At 40.5% G+C, this 21808-nt stretch carries 16 protein-coding genes and 2 pseudogenes; 14 read left to right on the plus strand and 4 right to left on the minus strand.

What is annotated here, in order from left to right; all coding sequences use genetic code 11:
• Positions 1-87: 87 nt before the first annotated feature.
• A protein-coding gene (locus tag I593_RS19185) for an IS3 family transposase (protein WP_154653759.1) occupies positions 88-1319 on the minus strand; the annotation gives its coding sequence in 2 pieces (ribosomal slippage) (positions 88-992 and positions 992-1319; 1233 coding nt in all).
• A gap of 789 nt (positions 1320-2108) precedes the next feature.
• On the opposite strand from I593_RS19185, the gene I593_RS19195 reads away from it, so the two are divergent.
• Genes I593_RS19195 through I593_RS19205 form a run of 3 tightly spaced genes read left to right on the plus strand, consistent with a single transcriptional unit; the run spans position 2109 to position 5927 of the window.
• Complete coding sequence (locus I593_RS19195; RefSeq protein WP_016165503.1) at positions 2109-3707, plus strand: alkaline phosphatase; 1599 nt, start codon at positions 2109-2111, stop codon at positions 3705-3707.
• Between the two features lie 15 nt (positions 3708-3722).
• Positions 3723-5234 carry an alkaline phosphatase gene (locus I593_RS19200; protein ID WP_016165504.1) on the plus strand — a complete coding sequence of 504 codons (1512 nt, stop codon included), beginning with the start codon at positions 3723-3725 and terminating at the stop codon, positions 5232-5234.
• Entirely contained in the window at positions 5235-5927 is a 693-nt protein-coding gene (locus tag I593_RS19205; RefSeq protein WP_016165505.1) for a hypothetical protein, read from the plus strand.
• 132 nt (positions 5928-6059) lie between these two features.
• Here the strand turns inward: I593_RS19205 and I593_RS19210 are convergent, their stop codons facing one another.
• Both I593_RS19210 and I593_RS19215 read right to left on the minus strand, forming a co-directional pair.
• Entirely contained in the window at positions 6060-7061 is a 1002-nt protein-coding gene (locus I593_RS19210) for an AraC family transcriptional regulator (RefSeq protein ID WP_016165506.1), read from the minus strand.
• Complete coding sequence (locus I593_RS19215; RefSeq protein ID WP_016165507.1) at positions 7058-7984, minus strand: diguanylate cyclase domain-containing protein; 927 nt, start codon at positions 7982-7984, stop codon at positions 7058-7060. The genes I593_RS19210 and I593_RS19215 overlap by 4 nt, the downstream gene beginning before the upstream one ends.
• A 323-nt stretch (positions 7985-8307) precedes the next feature.
• Here I593_RS19215 and I593_RS19220 point away from each other — a divergent pair, with 323 nt between their 5' ends.
• From I593_RS19220 to I593_RS20955, 5 genes are all read left to right on the plus strand, one after another.
• Positions 8308-10797, plus strand: coding sequence for a TonB-dependent receptor (locus I593_RS19220; RefSeq protein ID WP_026441221.1), 2490 nt, complete (start codon positions 8308-8310; stop codon positions 10795-10797).
• 78 nt (positions 10798-10875) lie between these two features.
• A complete protein-coding gene (locus I593_RS19225) occupies positions 10876-12855 on the plus strand; it encodes a phytase (RefSeq protein ID WP_016165509.1) in 1980 nt (659 codons plus the stop codon).
• A 96-nt stretch (positions 12856-12951) separates the two neighbouring features.
• Positions 12952-13650 carry a protein TolQ gene (gene tolQ / locus I593_RS19230; protein ID WP_016165510.1) on the plus strand — a complete coding sequence of 233 codons (699 nt, stop codon included), beginning with the start codon at positions 12952-12954 and terminating at the stop codon, positions 13648-13650.
• Positions 13651-13662: 12 nt separating this feature from the next.
• Positions 13663-14109: a protein TolR gene (gene tolR, locus I593_RS19235; protein WP_016165511.1), complete on the plus strand. Its 447-nt coding sequence runs from the start codon at positions 13663-13665 to the stop codon at positions 14107-14109.
• Positions 14106-14843 carry an energy transducer TonB gene (locus I593_RS20955; RefSeq protein WP_016165512.1) on the plus strand — a complete coding sequence of 246 codons (738 nt, stop codon included), beginning with the start codon at positions 14106-14108 and terminating at the stop codon, positions 14841-14843. Before tolR ends, I593_RS20955 begins: the two co-directional genes overlap by 4 nt.
• Here I593_RS20955 and I593_RS20540 read toward each other — a convergent pair.
• A pseudogene (locus I593_RS20540) lies at positions 14785-15875 on the minus strand (IS4-like element ISAba33 family transposase). The gene I593_RS20955 and the pseudogene I593_RS20540 sit on opposite strands and share 59 nt — an antisense overlap.
• A 41-nt stretch (positions 15876-15916) precedes the next feature.
• On the opposite strand from I593_RS20540, the gene I593_RS19250 reads away from it, so the two are divergent.
• The 6 genes and pseudogenes from I593_RS19250 to I593_RS19275 all read left to right on the plus strand — a co-directional run bounded on the left by I593_RS19250 (position 15917) and on the right by I593_RS19275 (position 21784).
• Positions 15917-16165, plus strand: a complete 249-nt coding sequence (locus tag I593_RS19250) for a hypothetical protein (protein WP_004809420.1) — start codon at positions 15917-15919, stop codon at positions 16163-16165.
• A complete protein-coding gene (locus I593_RS19255) occupies positions 16155-17300 on the plus strand; it encodes a phospholipase A (protein ID WP_004907114.1) in 1146 nt (381 codons plus the stop codon). Before I593_RS19250 ends, I593_RS19255 begins: the two co-directional genes overlap by 11 nt.
• Before the next feature lie 383 nt (positions 17301-17683).
• A complete protein-coding gene (locus tag I593_RS19260) occupies positions 17684-18616 on the plus strand; it encodes an IS5-like element ISAha2 family transposase (protein ID WP_001040037.1) in 933 nt (310 codons plus the stop codon).
• Between the two features lie 65 nt (positions 18617-18681).
• Positions 18682-19230, plus strand: a pseudogene (locus I593_RS19265) (IS4-like element ISAba33 family transposase); the annotation flags it as partial.
• 242 nt (positions 19231-19472) lie between these two features.
• Entirely contained in the window at positions 19473-20441 is a 969-nt protein-coding gene (locus I593_RS19270) for a GlxA family transcriptional regulator (RefSeq protein ID WP_026441255.1), read from the plus strand.
• 104 nt (positions 20442-20545) lie between these two features.
• Positions 20546-21784, plus strand: a complete 1239-nt coding sequence (locus I593_RS19275) for a M24 family metallopeptidase (RefSeq protein WP_016165516.1) — start codon at positions 20546-20548, stop codon at positions 21782-21784.
• Positions 21785-21808: the final 24 nt, after the last annotated feature.

Genomic DNA, 21808 nt, shown 5'->3' on the forward strand with positions numbered 1-21808 from the left:
ACTGCTGATCTAAGCCAATGCTTCATTCCTTATTACAGATGAAATAAGTGGACAAATTTCTGTATTAGCCCCCATTAAAATGGACAGTTAACTCGCTAATTTTAGCGATCTGAATTCCTGTGGGGATTTCATTTTTAATCCACTATGTGGGTGATTGCAATTGTAATCATTCATCGATGCAGGTAAAGCATTCAATACAGTTTCAGCATCAGGAACATCATTCAAATAGACATAATCGCGTTTGAATGTCTTTACAAATGCCTCCGCCATTCCATTATTCTGTGGACTCCTGATAGGGGTAGTACAGATTTGGAATCCAAGTGTATGTGCAAATTGCCGTGTCGACTTTGCTATATAACAACTGCCATTATCTGTAAGCCATTCAATCGTATGAGGTAAATTACTCACGGCACCAAATCGTTTTTCCATACTCTGCACAAGTACATCGCAGACCATATCACTACTGATCCCCATCGTGGTGGCAGCATAACTAATGATTTCACGATCACAACAATCCAGACTGAAGATCACCAGTACCTTCTCTCCATTCCAGCATTTGATTTCAAATCCATCTGATGAGAAGCACTGCTTCGTAAAGCGACTGTTTGATACAGAGACTGCAACTTGGCCTTCATGTGTCCTATCATTTTTCAATTGCATGGCTCGTGTCAGAAGTAATTTGTTCTGCTTCATAATGCGGTAAATACGCTTAGGGTTAACCCGAGCAAGTTGCAACATATGCTGTTGGAGATAACGATTTAAATGTGCAGTCACACGCCGATACCCATTACTTGGTCGTTCATCACAAATCTCTCGTATGATGGGTAATAGAAGTAAATCATCCATCTTACAATATCGTGAACGATAAGCAGGTTGAGGCTGCTTAAGTCGCCGATAGAGATTGGATCTCGATACTCCTAAAACATGGGCTATTTGTTGTGTTGGATATCGTCGGGTGGTAATAATAAGGGTATATGCGATATGTACTTTTTTGCTTGAGCGATCTCTAGTGCATCTTTGAGAATTTCAGCTTCTACCGTTTTACGTCCCAGCATCTGCTCTAACTGTTTTACCTTTTTCAAAAGCGCATTATAGTCAGATGAACTCACCACTTGATCATTCGCTTCCACGGCAGTTACTCCACCATCTTGCATCAGTTTTTTCCATTTAAACAGTAAACCAGGGGCAATACCATACTGTCTGGCAACAGAAGAAACTGATGAGCCTGCTTGCATGGCTAAAGCAACAAATTGAGCTTTTTCTTGACCTGAGTAACGTCGACGACGTTGTGTTGTTGTAATAACTTCAATATGTTCCATAAGACACTCCTTAAACCTAGTTCTATGACTAGGTCTTAATTGAGAAGTGTCCGTTTTAATTCGGGGCTAATACAAGATGAAATAAGTGGACAAATTCCTGACAAGGACATTGCAGTGAGATTGGCTAAAGTTACTGCGCTGATTACTAGTCGAGATGTAGAGATTGATTATGCCTTATCCGGAACTCCAGAATAGGACCTCGTTGCGAACAGCAAAGTCAGAATCTAGCAGAACCGTGAACGCTGATAAGTAGACAAATTCCTGACAAGGAATACTATCACTTATGTCACTTAAATAAGATACATAAGTTATGCAAGTTACGCCACTTATATAAGTTAAGGCGCTCAAGTGATAAAAGCTACATGATGACTATAGCACTGAGCACTGCTGATCTAAATCAATGCTGCAATCCTCATCACCGTTGGAATAAGTGAACAGATAATTGACATAGAAACTCGAAGAGTGAAGGAAATAATCTAGTATTTAAAAGATGCTATTTATATTGATCCATATAGAAGTGTTAGGAAGCAACAGAAATGAAGCCCAAAAACACAAAAGATTTAAAGGAGTTCAGCCATCCTACAGTTGTAAGGGAAGATTCATAGAATTAAGATTTCATAACTTATTTAACTTGAGTAAGTTTAATAAGGAAATGAGTTAAATTACTTCTCATTAGTTATTCAGATCAAGGTATTTTTAGGAATATAGATAATAATATTTTCATAAAATTGTCATAGAAACTGAATATTTAAAGCGTATTTTTCGACCATCCTAAGATGAGTCGATGCAATGCTTTGGCATAAGAAAAAATTTAATAAAAAATTAATAAGTTTGGCATGCTGTAGTTTGGGCACAGTTATTTTGACGGGCTGTCAAAGTCCTGCTTTAGTTCAATCAACTTCTACTTCAGTACAACCATCAAAACAGCCTCAACGTGTGGTTTTTTTCTTGGGAGATGGAATGGGCATCACGACACTGACAGCTGCTCGAATTTATGCTGTTGGTGAAGACGGGCAACTGCCGATAGATCAATTGCCAGAGTCAGCATTTGTTCGTACTTTCTCAGAAGATGCACAGGTTACAGATAGCGCACCATCGATGGGTGCCTATATGACAGGTGTAAAAATGAAAAATGAAGTGATATCCATGCAGACTGGAACAATTGCAGTAGAACCAGATCAGGCCGGGAATCATCAATGCGGAACCAATCCTCAGAACCAGAATAAGCAAGATACCCAAACTTTACTCGAATTGGCCAAGGCACAAGGTTGGGGTACAGGTGTAGTCACGACAACTCGCATTACGCATGCTACACCAGCATCGACTTATGCCCATATTTGTCATCGTGATGCTGAAAATGACATAGCATCCCAATTAGTACCAAGTTCGCAAGGTGATACCTATCAGCGTTATAACGTCAAATTAAAAGATGGGGTTGATGTGATTCTAGGCGGGGGTAAGCGTCAATTTCTGCCGAAAGATCAAGGGGGAGAACGGATAGACCAACGGAATTTGATCGCAGAAATGCAACAAGCAGGCTATCGAGTGGTCTATGATCAAATCCAACTCTCCCAGATGAAGTTAGGAAAGAACGAAAAATTATTGGGTTTGTTTAATACTAGCCATTTAAATTATGACTTAGATCGAACCAAAAAAAACTTGCCTGAACCTAGCTTAAAGCAAATGACGTTGGCCGCTTTGGACATTCTAACCCAAAATAAAAATGGTTTTTTCCTGATGGTTGAAGGGGGGCGTATAGACCATGCTTTACATGACACCAATGCTAAGCGTGCATTACAGGATACGATTGCCCTAAATGAGGCTTTGGATGCAACCATAAAAAAACTTCGACAAAGTGATCCTGAGTTAAAAAATACCTTGATTGTGATAACTGCAGATCATGATCACACCCTAATTTTAAATGGCTATGCCAAGCGTACTGGAAAATATGTACAAGGTCAGGAAACCAGTGTACTGGGTTTGGTTAAAAACTATGATCGTGCGGGTTTTGCCAAAGATATTCATGGACAACCTTATCCGATTATTGGTTTTGGTACGGGCAAAAAGCGTCCGACTCAAAATCGGATGGATGACCTAGTAATCAATTTGAAAGACAGTGATATCTGTCATCCAGTACAGGGTCCACAACCAAAACAAGGTGAGAAATATAGTTTTACTTATCCTTTGAGTGAAACTGGTTGGTGTACGGGTGCTGCTGCAGATGACTTCCAGCAAGAAGCCGTGATTCAGACAGGTTTTAAAGATAAAGAAACACATGGTGGGGCTGATGTTTTCTTGGGTGCCATAGGGCAGGGAGCAGAGCGATTCTCGGGCAGCTTAGAGAATATTGAAGTGAATCATCTGATTCGCAAGATCACAGGCTTATAAGTAGAGGGATATCCAATGAACAGTACATTAAAAACTTTCCCTTACCTGTTGCTTTTAACTTCTGCAATCACCTCATGCTGTGTATATGCTGAAAATCATTCGGATTTTAGTCCAACAAAAAATATCATTTTCTTTTTAGGTGATGGTATGGGGCCGACTACCGTAACAGCAAGTCGGATTTATGCAGTAGGGGAAAATGGCAAACTGGCCATGGACACGATGAAGCATTCGGCCCGGATTAAGACCTATTCTGAAAATGGACAAACCACGGACAGCGCACCTTCTATGGGCGCTTATATGACAGGGCAAAAGAATAAAAATGAAGTGATTGCCATGTCGACGGGTACGGTAGCCGTTGAGCCTGATGATGGAACATTGCCAAATGGAAAAAGCCTTGCCAAAGCTGTAAACCGCTGTCCTGAGCAAGGGAGTAGTGTGGCAGCAGGAATCCCCGCTTTATCTATCTTAGAGCTGGCTAAGAGCAAAGGGAAAGCTGTCGGGGTGGTGACGACGACAGAATTGACTCATGCGACCCCTGCTGCAACCTATGCACATATCTGCCATCGTGATGCACAATATGATATTGCCCTACAAGCAGTTCCCAAAGGCAAGGGCTATAACCCAAAGTTGTTAGATGGAATTAATGTGTTGATGGGAGGTGGCTTAAATCACTGGACTGTTTATGACGATGTATCAAACCCCAAAGGTCGTTTGGATGGTCGGGATTTACGAGCAGAGTTAAAACAACAGGGCTATCAAACAGCATCAACCCAGAATGAACTTGCCCAGACAGTCAATCATCAGAAAATTTTTGCAGTGTTCTCTGCTCAGTCACATTTAAATTATGATTTGGATCGAGTAAATAAAAAGATTGATAGCCAACCAAGCTTGGCGATGATGACCAGTAAGGCAATTGATGCCCTTGAAGCGCAAAACCAAGGGCAAGGATATTTCTTAATGGTTGAGGGCGGACGTATTGATCATGCCTTACATGGCAATAATGCCAAACGTGCCTTACAAGAAGCCAAGGCTTTTAATGACGCTATCCAGACAGCTCTGCATCAGGTGGATCTCAGCAATACTTTAATTGTAGTGACCGCAGACCATGATCATGTCATGACCTTCAATGGTTATGCTGCACGTACAGGGCGCAGTACAGCAGACAATCCTGGGATTTTAGGTCTCAGCTATGATTACAACGTCGCAAAAGAGCAAAATGCCTACAGCAAAGTGCTGGCTGATGGTCAGATGCATAATCCTTATCGTGATGTGAATGGTGCTACAGGCACCACATTGGTGTTTGGCAATGGTACAGGCCAGCGTTTAGATATTCGAGAAAGCATCAGTAATGAGCAAGCTTTTGCGGATGACTATAAGCAAGAAGTGGGTGTACAGCTGGAGAAAAGCGAAACGCATGGGGGCGGTGATGTGATGTTCTTTGCAGAAGGTCAAAATTCAAAAATATTTAAAGGGACACATGAAAATACCTGGGTCTTTGAACAGTTTAAAAAGGCGTTTGGATTCTAAATGAAAATAATGCTGCAAAAGTTACTTAAGCACCAAACGCTGTTTATAGGATTATCTTTGTATGCCCTGAGTTCATTGGCGTGGTCAGTAGATGAATATCGAATTGATTATCGTATTGAGCGGCTTGATAGTAATGGTGTGACCACGATTCAACAGTACAGCGATAAGATGATTCGCGACGAACATAATGTTTGGATTGAGCGTTTAAATACTCAAGTACATGCACATGCTGAAGAAGGAGAGCATGCGCATCAAAGCTTTGATCATGCGATTCAATGGCTGCAAAAAGATAAGCCAAGTAAAATGAAAACCAAAGATGAGGCTTTTCAGCGTTTCTATATCTTGCCTGATGAAAAAATGCGAGTGCATTTGAAGGATGTAGAGCAAGAAATGCTGGGCATGCGAAGTTGCTGGCGTTGCGAATATATCTTAATTCAGCCTGACTTATTAAAGCACATTCCAGCTATTCAAAGTCATGCTGGAGTTCAGCATTATCAAATGCATCAAGCAGGTCAAACCTTGAATATCGTATGGAATGAAAAAGATCAGATTGTAGAACGCTATGAGTTACGACATCCTGCGCAAGGTTATTCAAAGGTATTTTCAGTACAGAAAATGAAATCACCAATTTCAACACCGTGGATACAGACTGAAAAATATAGTGAACGTGATTATTCTGATTTTAGTGATTAAAGCGGATCGGTCATTCTTCATTTTGATGTGGTTTGAGAGATAATCCTGTTGAATCATCGTTAAAGAAGATGCGTTTTTGACTGCGTTACGAAGCAAAGAAGAGATGTTCAGTTAAAGCTAAGAAATAGAGGACTACGATTGCGCTGCTTGTACCGTTAAGCCACTCCAACGTTTAAAGGCCCTACGAAAATTAGTGGTGTCATTAATCTGCAAGTATTGAGAAATCTGTTCAGTTTTAAAGCCGTGTACACGATATAAGTGTATGGCTGTGTGTAACCGGCTTTGATCCAGTTGTGCTTGGAAATGGGTTTGGTGTTTCTTTAGTTTACGTTTCAATGTCGCAGAACTCATTTGAAAATGTTCTGCCGTGTGTTCAAGTTGGATATTATTTTGAATATTCTGCATCAAATACTGATGCACACTCAGTAAAAAGCTCTGTTGGAGATGCTGAGCACTCATGTATTGCAAAGCCTGCTGATGACTGATGGTCGCAAGTGTTGCTGAGGCACCAGGCAATGGTTCATGAATAAAATGGCTGGCTAAGCTCATCATATTCATTGGACGGTTAAAGGTCAGGTCTCCGCCAAGGTGCGTCCAATATTGCTCAATATAGTCTGGCTCATTAAAGTTAAACTCAAAGGTCCAAGGTAACTTGCTTTGATACAACTGTCTGCTTAAGGCCTGTATTGCACTCATTGCACTTTCAATAAAAAATCGATTTTCAATTTTGTTTTCGTCTAGCCAATAGAGATGGATCTGGTCTGAGTTATACATGATACGAGGACAGAGCCAGGGCGAAACTGAAGCAAAAAAAGTTAAATATCGATTCAATGCATCATCTAAACTGGATGAATAAAGCATGGCTTTAATTGCATCATTGAATGGAGTGGTTAAACTGCGCTGACCAAATAAGAAGCTGATATCCTGATTACGAAAGTACTGTTCAGCATTTTTGAGGATGTGCTGGAATTGTTGCTGATTTATCAGCTTATGACCAGAAAAAATATCTTCAATAAAAAGCCCACTACCGCGAAGTAACACATGATGGTCAACTTCATGACTAGCTGCCAAATCAATCAATATTGATAGCTGATGATGGGCAGGAATAAAACAGTAGTCGCATTCAAAACTCATACACTTACCCGTTGTACTGCATAATGCTTTTTCAACTGCATGAGTTGTTGATTCAAAGCATTGAGTAATTGTTGTGGTTGATCATAGTGTTGAATTGAACAGGAGGTGGTTAATGCTTTTAGGGGAATATGGACAGACAAATCGCGATGATAATAGGCATTGGTCATGATCATACGTTCTAATTGATGGGCAATTTTTTCAGCTTGTTGTGCTGTGGTATTGGGCAATAATACGATAAAGCGATCCCCAGCAAAGCGGCAAAGTAAATCATGTGGACGCAAATTCAGGCTCAATAATTGAGAAATATACTGTAGGACAGAAGTACCCTCATCAAAGCCGTATAGCTGGTTAATTTGGTTGAAATTCTGCATATCGATCAAGAGCACGGTTACATCACTTTTAACGATGTCATCTTGTTCCATGATTGATTTAAGTTGAGCCTTAAAATAGTTGGCATCAGCTAAGGGAGTAAGCGCATCGAATAAACGATGGTCCCTATAGACACGCTCACGCTTTTGCATCTGTTTGGATATGGCAAGCTCTTCTTGATGCCAGAAATAGATCCCTGTGGTCAGTAAACATAGACCAATCGGAAAGGGGATGGATTCTAGCCAAGCATCCCAAATGATTTCTTTGGGTAAGCGGATAAACTCATCCAAAGTATCCATCCACATATGGAAGAAAATAAAGCACAGTCCATAAAACATATAATTGGTGACTCGACCCAAAGGACGACTTTTGACAATAAAAAAGATCCAGATTCCGATAAAAACAGTCGCTCCACCTTCGCCTAAAATATCAACCCAATTCCATTCATGAAGGGATTTGATCAGACCTAAGCGGATAAATAGCCATAATGAGAGCGCACAGAAAGTTGCTAACAATAAGAAAGGCTTGCGGTAATAAGCAAAATATTTCGGCATAGCGTGTAGAGAAGGTCTATTTGGGCACAAGCTAAACAGTTTTAGATGACAGTTTAATGGCAAGTGTTAGAGTCAAAACAGATCAGGCTATTTTGAGCTTTTAATGCTGAAAGTAAGGGAAAACCCTGTATTTACAGTAAATATGTACCTTTTAATTCGTTAAAGAATAGATTTAGACAGATCAAATCAGCTCATTTTGTGGCAAAAAATCCAGAAAAAGGTCCAAATGGCGAGGGAGGGAATCTTGGTTGTCACATCCTGTTCATATTCACTTTTTATTGTGCGCTCAAACCATGCCACTTTGGCCTGAGGGGAAGAATACAATGAGCAATCTGAATAGCTGTTTAGTCAGAAATAAACGTGCGGGCTTTCAGCTCAGCACACTGGTCTTGTCAATGTTAAGCCTGACACATGTTTATGCGCAGGAAGAAAATAATGTGGAATACGTGCAGGTCATTGGACAAGCCGCAAGTATGGATAAAGCACTAAAAGAACAAAAACGTGCGGACCAGATCAGCAGTGTGGTACATGCCGATGGGATTGGACAATTACCCGATGATAATGCAGCAGAAGCTTTACAACGTATTCCAGGGGTGTCTACCGAACGTGATCAAGGCGAGGGGCGTTTTGTTTCAGTGCGGGGCTTGGGGGCGGATCTCAATTCAGTCACCATTAATGGAACCCTCGTGCCTGCACCTGAAAGTGACCGTCGTGGTGTAGCACTGGATGTATTGCCATCGGAGTTGGTGCAATCGTTGGCTGTGGTCAAAACCCTGACTCCAGATATGGATGCTAATTCTTTAGGTGGGACCGTTCAGGTCGAAAGTTTATCGGCTTTTGATCATGATGGCTTGTTTTATACCGGTACAATTGAAGGCAGTTATGATGACAAACGGGAAAAATATAGCCCTAAAGCATCAGGTGCGATCAGTAACCGTTTTAGTGTAGGTGAAGGTCAGGATAACCTCGGGGTGGCATTGGCCCTGAGTTATCAAAATCGAAAGTTTGGTTCTGATAACGTTGAAACTGGTGGCGCATGGGATGGTAATGCGCTCGAAGAAACGGCAATGCGTCAATATGATATCGAGCGAGAGCGCATTGGTGCGGGGCTAAATTTTGATTACCGTCCTAACGATACGGGTGAATATTATTTAAGAACTTTATACAGCCGTTTTAAAGATACCGAATCGCGTCAGGAAGTCGCAGCTGAGTTTTCTGATCCACTGCTGGCTGGACAAAGCGGTGATGCAGAAGTGACTCGCTCATTGAAGAGCAGAGAGGAGACTCAAGAAATTCAGTCTTTTGTTTTAGGCGGTAAACAAGGGTTCGGTACCTGGACCGTTGAAGGGCAGTTAGGCTATAGCGAAGCATCAGAGGAAAATCCAGGCGGAATTTCTGGGGCAAAATACAAGGCAGAATTAAGTAATGTTGGTTTTAGCAGTACACAAAAACCAGTGATTACGGCAGATCAGGACCTTTACGATGCTGCGAACTATGAGTTGGATTCGATTTCTTGGGAACAATCCAAAACCACGGATAAAGAGTACAACGCAAAGCTAGATTTTCTCAAAGACTATATGTTAGGTAATTATGCCGCATCGTTTAAGTTTGGCGGCAAGATTAGTCAACGAGAAAAGACCAACAATACCGATGAGTGGGAGTACGAAGACTTGAGTACCTCAAGTTCGGACTTTAACTCCAATAGTGACTATGAACTCGGCCAGTTTGGTCCTAGCCTCAATGTAGATGCGATCAAAGCCAAAATTAGCGGTCTCAACGCCAATGACTATGTCGTGGCAGATGGTTCAATTATTAATGATTTTAAGTCGAATGAAGACATTCAAGCGGCCTATTTGATGAATACGGTCGATTTCGACCAACTTCGCGTGATTGCCGGATTACGTTATGAGAACACCCAATTTAAAGCGCGTGGTTTTGAGTTTAATGATGATGTGATCACATCCACCCAATATGAAAATGACTATGATCATTGGTTGCCGAGTTTAAATTTCCGTTATCAACTCGCAGACAATGCCTATCTTCGTGCTGCATGGACCAATAGTGTGGTACGACCGAACTTTGCACAAAGTGCACCAGGTGTATATATCGATGGTGATGAGGCTGAGTTTGGTAATCCAATGCTGAAGCCATTGGAGTCCTCGAACTTCGATTTAGGGGTAGAAAAGTATTTGGGTCAAGCTAGTATGGTCGGCTTCTATGCATTCTATAAAGATATCGATAACTTCATTTACAACACCAATATTGCTGGGACAGGTCAATGGGCTGACTTTGATGAAGCGATTACCTATAAAAATGGTAATCAGGCCAAACTGTATGGGATGGAATTTGCTTATTCGCAGAAGTTTGACCACTTAGCAGCACCATGGAATGGGATGTTACTGGGCTTTAATACGACTTTCAGTAAGTCTGAGGCTGATATCGATTCGATGAAAGATGGCGAGCTGCTAAGTCGTCGTATTCATCTGCCGAACCAGTCCGATGTAGTGGGTAATCTCATGCTGGGCTGGGAAAATGAACGCTTTGGCGTACGTCTTTCTGCAAACTATAAATCGAGCTATTTGTATGAATTGGGTGACATCGATGCGCCTGAAAAAGACATTTATACCGATGACCAAGTCTTTCTCGATTTCAGTAGTCACCTGAATTTATCAAAAAACCTGAAGTTGAAGTTTGATATACAGAATATAACCGATGAAGTCTATTACAACTATTCCGGTTCTAAAGCCTATAACGCGCAATATGAAGAATATGGTCCAGCTTACAAGCTTGCACTGACCTATACCCATTTCTAAACCGAATTAAATATTCGTCCTGAGGTTTTCTCTACATGAGAAGACCTGAGGCGGTTTAACCCAATTTTGAGTATTTTTATGAATGTTTCATGTTTTAAGTTGTCGGTTTTAACCAGTTGCATCTGGCTACTGACCGCATGTAGTCAACACGCTATTTCTCCATCAACTCCGAATAGCCCAGCGCTTCAATCCTCAACACCTCAGCTGGATCAACCGCAAGCAGCAAAGCTGCAGTTACGTGAAGTCGACATCAATGATGCTAAAGCTGAAGATATGCAATGGTTAAGTTTGAGCACCTGGCCTGAAGTTGCTGGAGTGTTAACAAGTAAAAATAAAGGGTTGCAGTTTCTAGACGATGAACAAAATGTCTTGCATCAAATCCAGGGTCAGTTTGGACGTTTTGATTATCGCATTGGTGCAGAGCGTTTATTGATTGCTACCTTGAATTTGCAACAACAGCAAATTCAGCTCTTGAGTATGAACTTGCAGAACAAAAGCTGGGATAAATCGGTTTTTATTCCAAAACGTACCTTTAAGTCCGAGGATATCTGCTTATACACCGACCCACAAGGTTTAAGTTTTGCATTCTTGGTGGGCGAAGAGGGGATTGGTGAGCAATGGTTGGTTGCCAATCATGAAAAAGCACTTGAGCAACCCAAACTGGTCCGACGTTTAAGTTTTCCGCCCGCGAGTAGTGTCTGTAAAGTGAATGATGCTACGGCTGAATTATTCATTAACGAAGCGAATGTGGGGGTTTGGGCATATCCTGCGCATTCTGAAGCGGACATGGTACGCCAAGCTGTTGACCTCGTAGAACCTTTTGGTTCGATTCAAGGTACACCTTCTGCAATTGCGATTGTAGATGATCAGGTAGCGGTATTAGATGAGGAAAAAGCATTACTTTACCGTTATCAAAAGCAGGATAAGCACTGGAACGGATTAGCCCCCTTAGTGCTGGATATAGTAAAAGAAGCCGAGAGTCTAAGTATTCGTGGCAATGCTAGCGATAAAGCACTGCTGATTTTAGATGATAAAACTGCCAAGACCACAGAGCTTGAATGGCCAACGCAGGCAACCCAGCGCACAGCAAATATTGTCACGATCCCTGCAGAAGTCCAGACTGAGGGTGTCCCAAGCACAGGGGATGCTGCTGATGATCCTGCCATTTGGCATAACGCAGCACAGCCGAGCCAATCCCGCATTTTAGCTACAGACAAACAAGGAGGCTTGCAGGTGAATGACTTACAGGGGAAAACGGTACAGTACCTGCCTGTAGGTCGGTTGAACAATGTCGATGTCCGTCATGGTTTTAAGTGGGGTAATCAGACTGTTGATTTGGCAGTGGCATCGAACCGAGACCATAACAGTCTGCATCTCTTTGCGATCCAACCTAACACAGGCAAGGTTTCAGTACTTGGCGAGCTTCCAACAACGCTAGAGGACATCTATGGCATCTGTATGTACCGCGATGCTCAAGGTGAAATCTATGCCATTCCGAACGATAAAAATGGCACGTTCATTCAATATCACATTACCGCAACACAGCAGAAATTGCAGGCTCAAGAAGTCCAACGTTTTTCCGTGAAAACGCAACCGGAAGGTTGTGTAGTCGATGATGCCACAGGACGCATTTTCTTAGGTGAGGAAGATGTTGCAGTATGGGTTAAAGATCTTAATCCAAAGACTCAGCTACCGATGCAGCAAGTACTTGCCGTGGGAGATGTCTTATATGACGACATTGAAGGCATGGGACTTTATCACGCAAAAGACAAAAGTTACCTAGTGGTATCTAGTCAAGGCAATGACAGTTTTGTGGTTGTGGATAGCAAAGCACCGTATACAGTTCGGGGCGCATTCCGAGTAGGGATTAACACCGAAAAAGGGATTGATGCCGTCTCAGAAACCGACGGACTCGATGTGAGTTCTAAAGATTTTGGCGGTAAGTGGAAACAAGGCATGCTGGTGGTACAAGACGGACGTAAACGTATGCCAGAAAGCAACCAGAACTTTAAGTACGTTCCTTGGGAAAAAATCGCACAAGCTCTGCACTTGGACTAAATGCTGATTCAGTATATGGGCTGGTGTAGCGAAGCACAGCCCATTTTAAAAATATCCGTGCTGCGGTAAGCAGCAATAAAAAAATGGTGGAGCGTTATGCAAGCAACAATAGATCAAATGTCAGTGTGGATGCTGATCAGCCATGCCAGTGCATTAGTCAAAATCGTGATGTTGATTCTAGTCTTAGCTTCTGTGGTGAGCTGGTATCTCATTGTACGCCACGGCATGTTACTGCGTGGGCAAGAACAACTCTGGCATCGGTTTTTAAAGAACTTTAGACAGCAAAAAGATTTAAACCTATTACAGCAGGAATACCAACAGTCCGAACAGCACAAAGGGGTGGTCAGTATCTTTCAACATGGGGTAGATGAATATCATCAACTGATAAAAGATGAACAGCTCACTACGGCTGATGTAATCGATGGTGTAGAACGTCGGTTACTCAGTAGTATCAGTGAAGAAGAAGAAAAGCTCCAACAAAATCTTACTTTCCTTGCAACAGTAGGCTCTGTTAGTCCTTACATTGGCTTGTTTGGAACGGTTTGGGGCATTATGAATGCTTTTATTGGACTATCTGGCGTTGAGCAGGCGACTTTAAATACCGTTGCACCAGGCATTGCAGAAGCTTTGATTGCGACCGCAATAGGCCTATTTGCAGCCATTCCGGCTGTAGTGGCTTACAACCGGTTTTCGGCACGAGCTGACAAGTTATCTAGTCGCTATTACGGCTTTGCCAATGAGTTACAAACCAGAATTTACCGTTTGCTTGGACATACTGAGCGCAGTTCGCGTTAAGGAGTATTAGTCATGATCAAGCGTCCTCAAAAGTTGAAACCCAATGCAGAGATGAATGTAGTCCCCTATATTGATGTCATGCTGGTGCTGTTGGTGATTTTTATGGTGACCGCACCGATGCTGACACAAGGGATTAAAATTGATTTACCTAAAGTCGATGCCGATGTCATGCCAGCGTCACAACAGCAGCGTATCGTGACTTTATCCATTCAGGCGAATGGCCAGTATTACTGGAATATTGGGTCAGAAGTGAATACAGAAAAAGTGACTGATCAAGCGATCGATTTAAGCAGTATGCAACAAAAATTAACTCCCATGATCAATAACGATCAAAGCCTACAGTTTTATGTTCGTGCAGATCAGAATGCTGACTATCAATTAGTTGCACAAGCCATCGCAGTCTTGCAAAAGAGTGGCGTGACCAACTTGGGCTTAATCACGGAGGAACCACAATCATGATGGCAATAGCATCAAAAATCAGGTTTCGTGATCAGGGGCTAGCATTAACAGTCACAGCAGGCTTACATATCGCAGTGATTGCTTGGTTAGGTACGGTTGAAATGCATGAAACATTCAAAGAGCCTCAACCGAAAACGATTCAATTACAATTTATTCAACTGCCACCACCAGTCCTAGAGCAGCCAAAAATAAAAAAGCCTGAAGCCGTGGTTGAGAAAAAATTTGCTGATCAGCCCCCTCAAAAAAAGCAGGTTGAGCAACCTAAAGAAATACAGCTGAAAACTGATAAAAAGTTTGTGGAATCCAAAAGTGAGAAAGTTGCACCTGTGGCCAATAAAAAACCACAGCAGGTGTTAACTGAAAAACCAAGTACAACAACAGAAAATAAAGTAGCAGAGACTGAACCGAAGTCAAACCTTGCAACGCAGTCTATGAATGACAAGCCGACAACATCAAAAGCACAATCCAGCCAAACAGCGACTTTTGATGTTAAAAACTATCAACCGGTTTCCAAAATTGCACCTGCGTATCCTGAATCAGCTTTAGATCGAAAGATTGAAGGGGACTGTACAGTTATATATAGCGTGAATGACAAAGGAAGAGTTGAAAATCCAAAAGCACAAGGTGATTGTCACCCGATGTTTGTACGTCCTTCAACTCTGTACACGACAAATTTCATAGGACCCTTGTCCTATCAGGCTTTTTCTTTCTTAAAATTGCTAGCACTTTCTTAAATTCTTCTTTTTTTCCAAAACCAATCAAACGTAGAATAGCCATTTGAACATAGTCCAAACCGTAGCGAAATAAACTTACTGAAAGTCGTCCATGCTTCTTTATTTTTATTGCTTTTTTTCGATCATGTTGCCATTCACCTGTTAAATAGCACCAACAGAAACCGATAGCTAGCACTGCTATCAATTTCTTGACTCGTCTAGGGTCTGTTAAACGAGTATTTTCAAGATTGAATCCACGTCCTTTGAGACAACTAAATAGGGTTTCGATTTCCCAGCGTAATGCATAATCACGAATAGCAGAAGCATTAAACATAGGAGAAACAACAAGTAAAAGTTCTCCATCTTCTAATCGTAGCGCACTAATATACAGTTTCACTCGACCAACCCAAATACGTCGTTTACGACATTCAGTTTGACCAACTTGAAGATGACGAAATAAATCACTAATTTTATGATTCTTGGCTAAGTGATTGGTCACAATAAAGTTTTTTTAACACGTATACAAAAGTTAATGTCATTTTCAATTAACCATGTAAACCATTTCTCACCGATAAATTCTCTGTCTGCGAACACATTCACAATACGGTCTTTACCAAAAATAGAGATAAAGCGTTGAATCAAAGCAATACGCTCTTTTGTATCTGAATTTCCCCGTTTATTGAGCAATGTCCAAACTATAGGTATGGCTATTCCACGATAGACGATGGCTAACATCAAGATATTAATATCTCGTTTTCCCCATTTCCAATTAGTTCTATCCAAAGTTAATTGGACTTTATCGAATAAAAATATATTGAAAATTAACTGAGAAATTTGACGATAATCGAAATACTGATCTGCAAAGAAGCGTTGTATACGTCGATAAAATGATTGTGGTAATCACTTGATGGGTAAGGCTTTAGATGCAGAAGAAAGATTACATGTCTGTTTTACAATTAATGCAAGCATAATCAGTGTAAAACATTTTACATGTGACTTGTTCCACTTTAGATATTTGTTTAAGATGAGATATAGCTCATTGAAATGTGCCATCATATTCGTCGTCAGAAAACAAGTATTATGCCATTATTTTAATGAGTTATATTTTTTTTCGTGTACAAAGAAATAGTTTAAAGAAGTGGACCAGTCAGCATCGTGCCGAAATACGCCAAAAAATTCTGCAGCATACTGAAGTGAATCAACTTAATGCAGCAAAGGGGATTGAGTTACTTGCTGCACAACGTTGGCTAGATCGTTTAGTTGCACATACTTACCGTTTTTCTAATGTGCTGTATGAAAGTATTCTCAAAAATGAAGAAAGGAAATTTAAAAATGGCTGTTAAATTGACACGCCGTACAAAGTATTCATTCAGGGTGTTGAACTTGGCGATGCTGTCTATATTGTGTACAGAAGCAGGCTATGCTTATCAACCTGCAAGTGCTTCTGCTTGTGTAGCACTTGAGTCAAATGCAGAGCGTTTAAATTGTTATGACGGTTTATTTTCAGTAAAGCTCAGCGACGTAACAGTGGCATCGGTATTAGTTGCAGAAGGCGCTGGATCTGCTGAGGCCATGCCGTTACAAACATTAAAACGGCCGAGCAGCCGAGATAACAAGCAGGGCAATCCGAACCATTTTTTTGCTTTAGAACATCATCAATCGGATTTAAAAGCATCATTAATCGACCAGCGTTGGGAATTAACACCAGAACAAAAACTAGGAACATGGAATTTACGGGCTTACCAGCCTATTTATTTGCTACCTGCACTGTGGACAAGTGAAAAAAATGAAGTTCCGCATACGCCAAACAAGACACTGGCAGAACAGCAAAATTTGAATTCGATGGAAGCTAAACTGCAGTTATCTTTAAAGACCAAAGCACTTGAGAATCTCTTTGAAGACAATGGGGATATGTGGGTTGGCTATACGCAGACTGCGCATTGGCAAGTCTATAATGAAGATGAATCGAGGCCTTTTCGTGAAACAAATTATGAGCCTGAAGCCAGTTTAATTTTTAGAACAGACTATAGCATTTTGGGCTTAAATGGGCGCTTATTGGGATTAACTTATAATCATCAATCTAATGGTCGTTCTGGTCCCTTATCTCGCAGCTGGGACCGTATTATGCTGAATATTGGTTTAGAAAAAGATAATTTTGCGCTTATGTTGCGACCTTGGTATCGCCTAGATGAAGATGCCGGAAAAGATGATAATCCTGACATTAAAAACTATGTAGGACGGGGAGATTTAACAGCATTTTACCGTCGTAATGATAATGAGTTTTCATTGCTTTTACGACATTCTTTAAGAGGGGGAGATGATTCTCGCGGCGCTATGCAATTTGATTGGGCATTTCCGATCGCAGGCAAGTTAAGAGGATATTTTCAATTGTTTGACGGTTATGGGGAGAGTTTGATTGATTACAATCATCGAGCAACTTACGTGGGGTTAGGCGTTTCTTTAATGAATAGGTATTAGATAGAGCTGCTCTAGAAACAAAGATTGGCGCACTAAATATTAAATCTATTTGAAATCATAATCATGGTTTTTTCGCAATAATATTCTGTGGGTTATAAAATTTTATTGTTGGCTAAATATGCTATGAATGGGTATTTTTTTATTTAAACACATGATTTTTCATGTAAAAATTAATTGTAAGTCGAGGGTGAAATGAAATTTTCTTCAACTAATTTTTTAATAATATTGACCATGATTATATTAATTATCAGTTTTGCAATTTTATTGTACCGTATTAATTTTATATAATTTTTCTTTGAATTATTCTCAAAGGGCTTTGTTGTACAAACGGCTTTGTTGCACAAACCTAGCCTATAAGGTTTATTCAGTCCTATAATTTCAAAATGAATAAACCTACTCCTAAAACTTATCGTACAACCAACTGGTCTTCCTATAATCGCGCTCTCATTAATCGGGGCAACATTTCCATTTGGTTTGATCCAAACACTCAGTGGTATGCACAACCACAAAACAAGCAAGGTCGAAATCAAACTTACTCCGATACGGCTATTCAATGCTGTTTAATGATCAAATCTTTATTTAGACTCTCTTTACGCATGGTCACGGGTTTTGTTCAAAGTCTGATTAAACTTTGTGGATTAAATTGGACCGCACCAGATTACAGTACGCTTTGTCGAAGACAAAAACATATTGATATTGCGATTAGCTATCAAAAAAGTAGTGATGGGCTACATCTACTCGTCGACTCAACTGGCTTAAAGTTTCTAGGTGAAGGTGAGTGGAAACGTAAGAAACATGGACCTGAATATCGTCGCCAATGGCGTAAGCTTCATATTGGCATCGATGCTGAAACCTTGCAAATACGTGCGGTACAGCTTACTACAAATAATGTGAGCGATTCGCAAGTACTCGGTGATTTACTTGCTCAAATTCCCTTAGATGAACGAATTGATTCGGTCTATACCGATGGTGCTTATGACACGAAGCACTGCAGACAAGTCATTCTAGATCGAGATGCACATGCGCTCATTCCGCCAAGAAAAAATGCAAAACCATGGAAAGATCAGAAATTGAGATCTTTAGAGCGGAATGAGTTACTGAAAACAGTTAAACGTTTAGGAAGAACGCTTTGGAAAAAATGGTCTGGTTATCATCGTCGAAGTTTAGTTGAAACCAAGATGCATTGCATCAAACTATTAGGTGATAAATTAACAGCAAGGAGTTTTTCTAGTCAGGTGAATGAGATTCATGCACGCATAGCCGTATTGAACAAATTTACAGAATTAGGTCGTCCTCATACCCAAGTTGTCACTTGAATTCTGTTCAAATGAGCAGAGTGTTATCTTTTAAATCTTTGTGCAACAAAGCCTATACGTGTTAAAAAAACTTCATTGTGACCAATCACTTAGCCAAGAATCATAAAATTAGTGATTTATTTCGTCATCTTCAAGTTGGTCAAACTGAATGTCGTAAACGACGTATTTGGGTTGGTCGAGTGAAACTGTATATTAGTGCGCTACGATTAGAAGATGGAGAGCTTTTACTTGTTGTTTCTCCTATGTTTAATGCTTCTGCTATTCGTGATTATGCATTACGCTGGGAAATCGAAACGTTATTTAGTTGTCTCAAAGGACGTAGATTCAATCTTGAAAATACTCGTTTAACAGACCCTAGACGAGTCAAGAAATTGATAGCAGTGCTAGCTATCGGTTTCTGTTGGTGCTATTTAACAGGTGAATGGCAACATGATCGGAAAAAAGCGATAAAAATAAAGAAGCATGGACGACTTTCAGTAAGTTTATTTCGCTACGGTTTGGACTATGTTCAAATGGCTATTCTACGTTTGATTGGTTTTGGAAAAAAAGAAGAATTTAAGAAAGTGCTAGCAATTTTAAGAAAGAAAAAGCCTGATAGGACAAGGGTCCTATGAAATTTGTCGTGTACAGAGGTCCTTCAATACAAGCTGCACTTAATTTTAAGTATCAGCCGAGATTAGTCGATGGCAAACCGACGAGTGTGCTGAATGTTAAAAATACATTCCAATATCGAATTTCATGAAATATAAGTAAATATGAAGAATAAAAAACATCTTCAAATTGCGTATTTAACAGAAAATTAAACTTGGTACACAATTTGCTATAAAAGGGAATTAGATTTAAAGCGATTTCTATAGTGAAAACTCCTTTTCAGGCAAAGCGGGTAGGTTTTTTGCTTCTCGATGGATTTTCAATGATTGCATTTTCAAATGCCATTGAAGTTTTTCGCATGGCAAATTACGTTGAAAAAAAACATTTATATCAATGGAATGTAACGGGTCTAGAGGGGCATCATACTTGTGCCAGTAATGGTTTACAGATACAACATACTTGTCAAATGCTACATCTTCTTTCAATGGATATTGTATTTGTGTGTGGTGGTTTTCAGCTCTTTAAATTGAACAATCTGACGCATAAAACATTCTTAAAGCGTTTGGATCAAGCCAATATTGCTCTAGGTGGAATTTGTACTGGGGCATATGTATTGGCGAGTGCTGGTTTACTTGATGGTTATCAGGCCAGTTTGCATTGGGAGAATTCTTTGGCAGCACAAGAGGAATTTCCTCAGGTCTGTTTTAATTCGTATATTTTTAGTCTGGATCGGATGAGGTATACCTGCTCGGGTGGACTTGCATCTATTGATATGTGTTCACAGCTTGTAGAGCAGCATTACGGTGCCAGATTGGCTAAAAGAATTTGTGAACAATTTATTGTGCATCATTTACGTGAAAATACTGATATTCAACATCAACCTATCCCAAATCAGGGAAATAGTATTCAGCCAGCAGTCAAAGAAGCTCTCCGTTTAATGGAAAATAACATTAATGAACCTTTAAATATCTTAGAAATTTGTCAGTTGATTCATAGCAGAACACGAACATTGGAAAGGTTGTTTCAAATGCATTTTAGTTGTTCACCCAAAGAGTATTATTCGAAGGTGCGCTTAACCCACGCGCAGAACTTATTGAAACAGTCTAGCATGAGCGTGTCGAATGTAGCATTGGCTTGTGGCTTTGCCAATGCATCAAGTTTTAATAAAGCTTATAAAAATCTTTTTGGATATTCGCCAAAAAATGAACGTGGCGTTTTGGAGCTAGCCTCTTGATTTGTCGTATTCTGACAACTTTTTAGCGTTTTTTGAAAATAAACACTCTAAAAAAATACCTAAGCTTAATTCATACCAACACTTACCCCCCAAAGGTATCCACTATGAATATCCAAGCGAAGGTTCACCAAGACTCGTTACCTGCACTTTTAACAATTGAAAATGGTGAAAAGGTACAATCAACATTCTCAAAAGAAGAATATGAAAACCGTCATAGAAAATTACGTCAAATGATGGTGGATCAACAAGTTGATTCAGTTTTATTCAGCTCTATGCATAACATCAACTATTACGTTGATTTCCTGTATTGCTCATTTGGTCGCTTTTTTGGTGTAGTAGTTACAGATCAAAAGGTGGTGAGTATTTCTGCCAATATTGATGGTGGTCAACCTTGGCGTCGTACAGTAGGTGACTACAATGTGGTCTATACCGATTGGCAGCGTGATAACTATTTCCGTGCTGTTGCACAAGAAATTCCCAACAAAGGTCGTGTAGGGGTTGAGTTTGATCATCTGCCGATTGAGCGATTAAACAAGCTGAAAGCAGTCTTGCCAAATGTTGAATTTGTCGATATTAGTGCTGCTTGTATGAAGCTGCGTATGGTGAAATCTCTAGAAGAAATTGCACACATTAAACATGGTGCAGCAGTATGTGATATTGGCGGTTTTGCCTTAACAGCGGCTGTTAAAGAAGGAGTGCACGAGCACGAAGTCGCGTTGGCATCGACACAAGCGATGGTGCGTGAAATTGCTAAACGTTTCCCGCATTCAGAATTAATGGATACTTGGACTTGGTTCCAATCAGGCATTAACACTGATGGGGCACACAACCCTGTGACTACTCGTCAAGTGCAAAAAGGCGATATCTTAAGTTTGAACTGCTTTTCAATGATCGCGGGTTATTACACTGCACTTGAACGGACTCAGTTCTTTGGTCATTGTGATGATGCTTCGTTAAAAATTTGGCAAGCCAATGTCAAAGTGCATGAGGCAGGTTTGAAACTGATTCAACCTGGTGCGCGGTGCTGTGATATTGCTAATGAATTAAATGAAATTTACCGTGAAGAAGGTTTGCTTCAATACCGTACTTTTGGCTATGGGCATTCATTCGGCGTACTTTCCCACTACTATGGTCGTGAAGCAGGTTTAGAGCTTCGAGAAGATATCGATACCGTGATTGAACCTGGAATGGTGATTTCAATGGAGCCAATGCTTATGTTGCCACAAGGTATGGCTGGTGCGGGCGGTTATCGTGAACACGACATTTTGGTGGTGACTGAATCAGGCACTGAAAATATCACTAAATTCCCTTATGGCCCTGAGCACAACATTATCAAGGCATAAGTCACAAGGCATCCCAAGTCGGGA

Source organism: Acinetobacter tandoii DSM 14970 = CIP 107469 (assembly GCF_000400735.1).
Lineage (GTDB): Bacteria > Pseudomonadota > Gammaproteobacteria > Pseudomonadales > Moraxellaceae > Acinetobacter > Acinetobacter tandoii.

Coding starts and splice junctions, on each gene's coding strand:
- I593_RS19225 (WP_016165509.1), top strand. CDS start 10,876: ATGAATGTTTCATGTTTTAAGTTGTCGGTTTTAACCAGTTGCATCTGG.
- I593_RS19205 (WP_016165505.1), top strand. CDS start 5,235: ATGAAAATAATGCTGCAAAAGTTACTTAAGCACCAAACGCTGTTTATA.
- I593_RS19260 (WP_001040037.1), top strand. CDS start 17,684: ATGAATAAACCTACTCCTAAAACTTATCGTACAACCAACTGGTCTTCC.
- tolR (WP_016165511.1), top strand. CDS start 13,663: ATGATCAAGCGTCCTCAAAAGTTGAAACCCAATGCAGAGATGAATGTA.
- I593_RS19210 (WP_016165506.1), bottom strand. CDS start 7,061: ATGAGTTTTGAATGCGACTACTGTTTTATTCCTGCCCATCATCAGCTA.
- I593_RS20955 (WP_016165512.1), top strand. CDS start 14,106: ATGATGGCAATAGCATCAAAAATCAGGTTTCGTGATCAGGGGCTAGCA.
- I593_RS19220 (WP_026441221.1), top strand. CDS start 8,308: ATGAGCAATCTGAATAGCTGTTTAGTCAGAAATAAACGTGCGGGCTTT.
- I593_RS19195 (WP_016165503.1), top strand. CDS start 2,109: ATGCTTTGGCATAAGAAAAAATTTAATAAAAAATTAATAAGTTTGGCA.
- I593_RS19275 (WP_016165516.1), top strand. CDS start 20,546: ATGAATATCCAAGCGAAGGTTCACCAAGACTCGTTACCTGCACTTTTA.
- I593_RS19200 (WP_016165504.1), top strand. CDS start 3,723: ATGAACAGTACATTAAAAACTTTCCCTTACCTGTTGCTTTTAACTTCT.
- tolQ (WP_016165510.1), top strand. CDS start 12,952: ATGCAAGCAACAATAGATCAAATGTCAGTGTGGATGCTGATCAGCCAT.
- I593_RS19215 (WP_016165507.1), bottom strand. CDS start 7,984: ATGCCGAAATATTTTGCTTATTACCGCAAGCCTTTCTTATTGTTAGCA.
- I593_RS19250 (WP_004809420.1), top strand. CDS start 15,917: ATGAGTTATATTTTTTTTCGTGTACAAAGAAATAGTTTAAAGAAGTGG.
- I593_RS19255 (WP_004907114.1), top strand. CDS start 16,155: ATGGCTGTTAAATTGACACGCCGTACAAAGTATTCATTCAGGGTGTTG.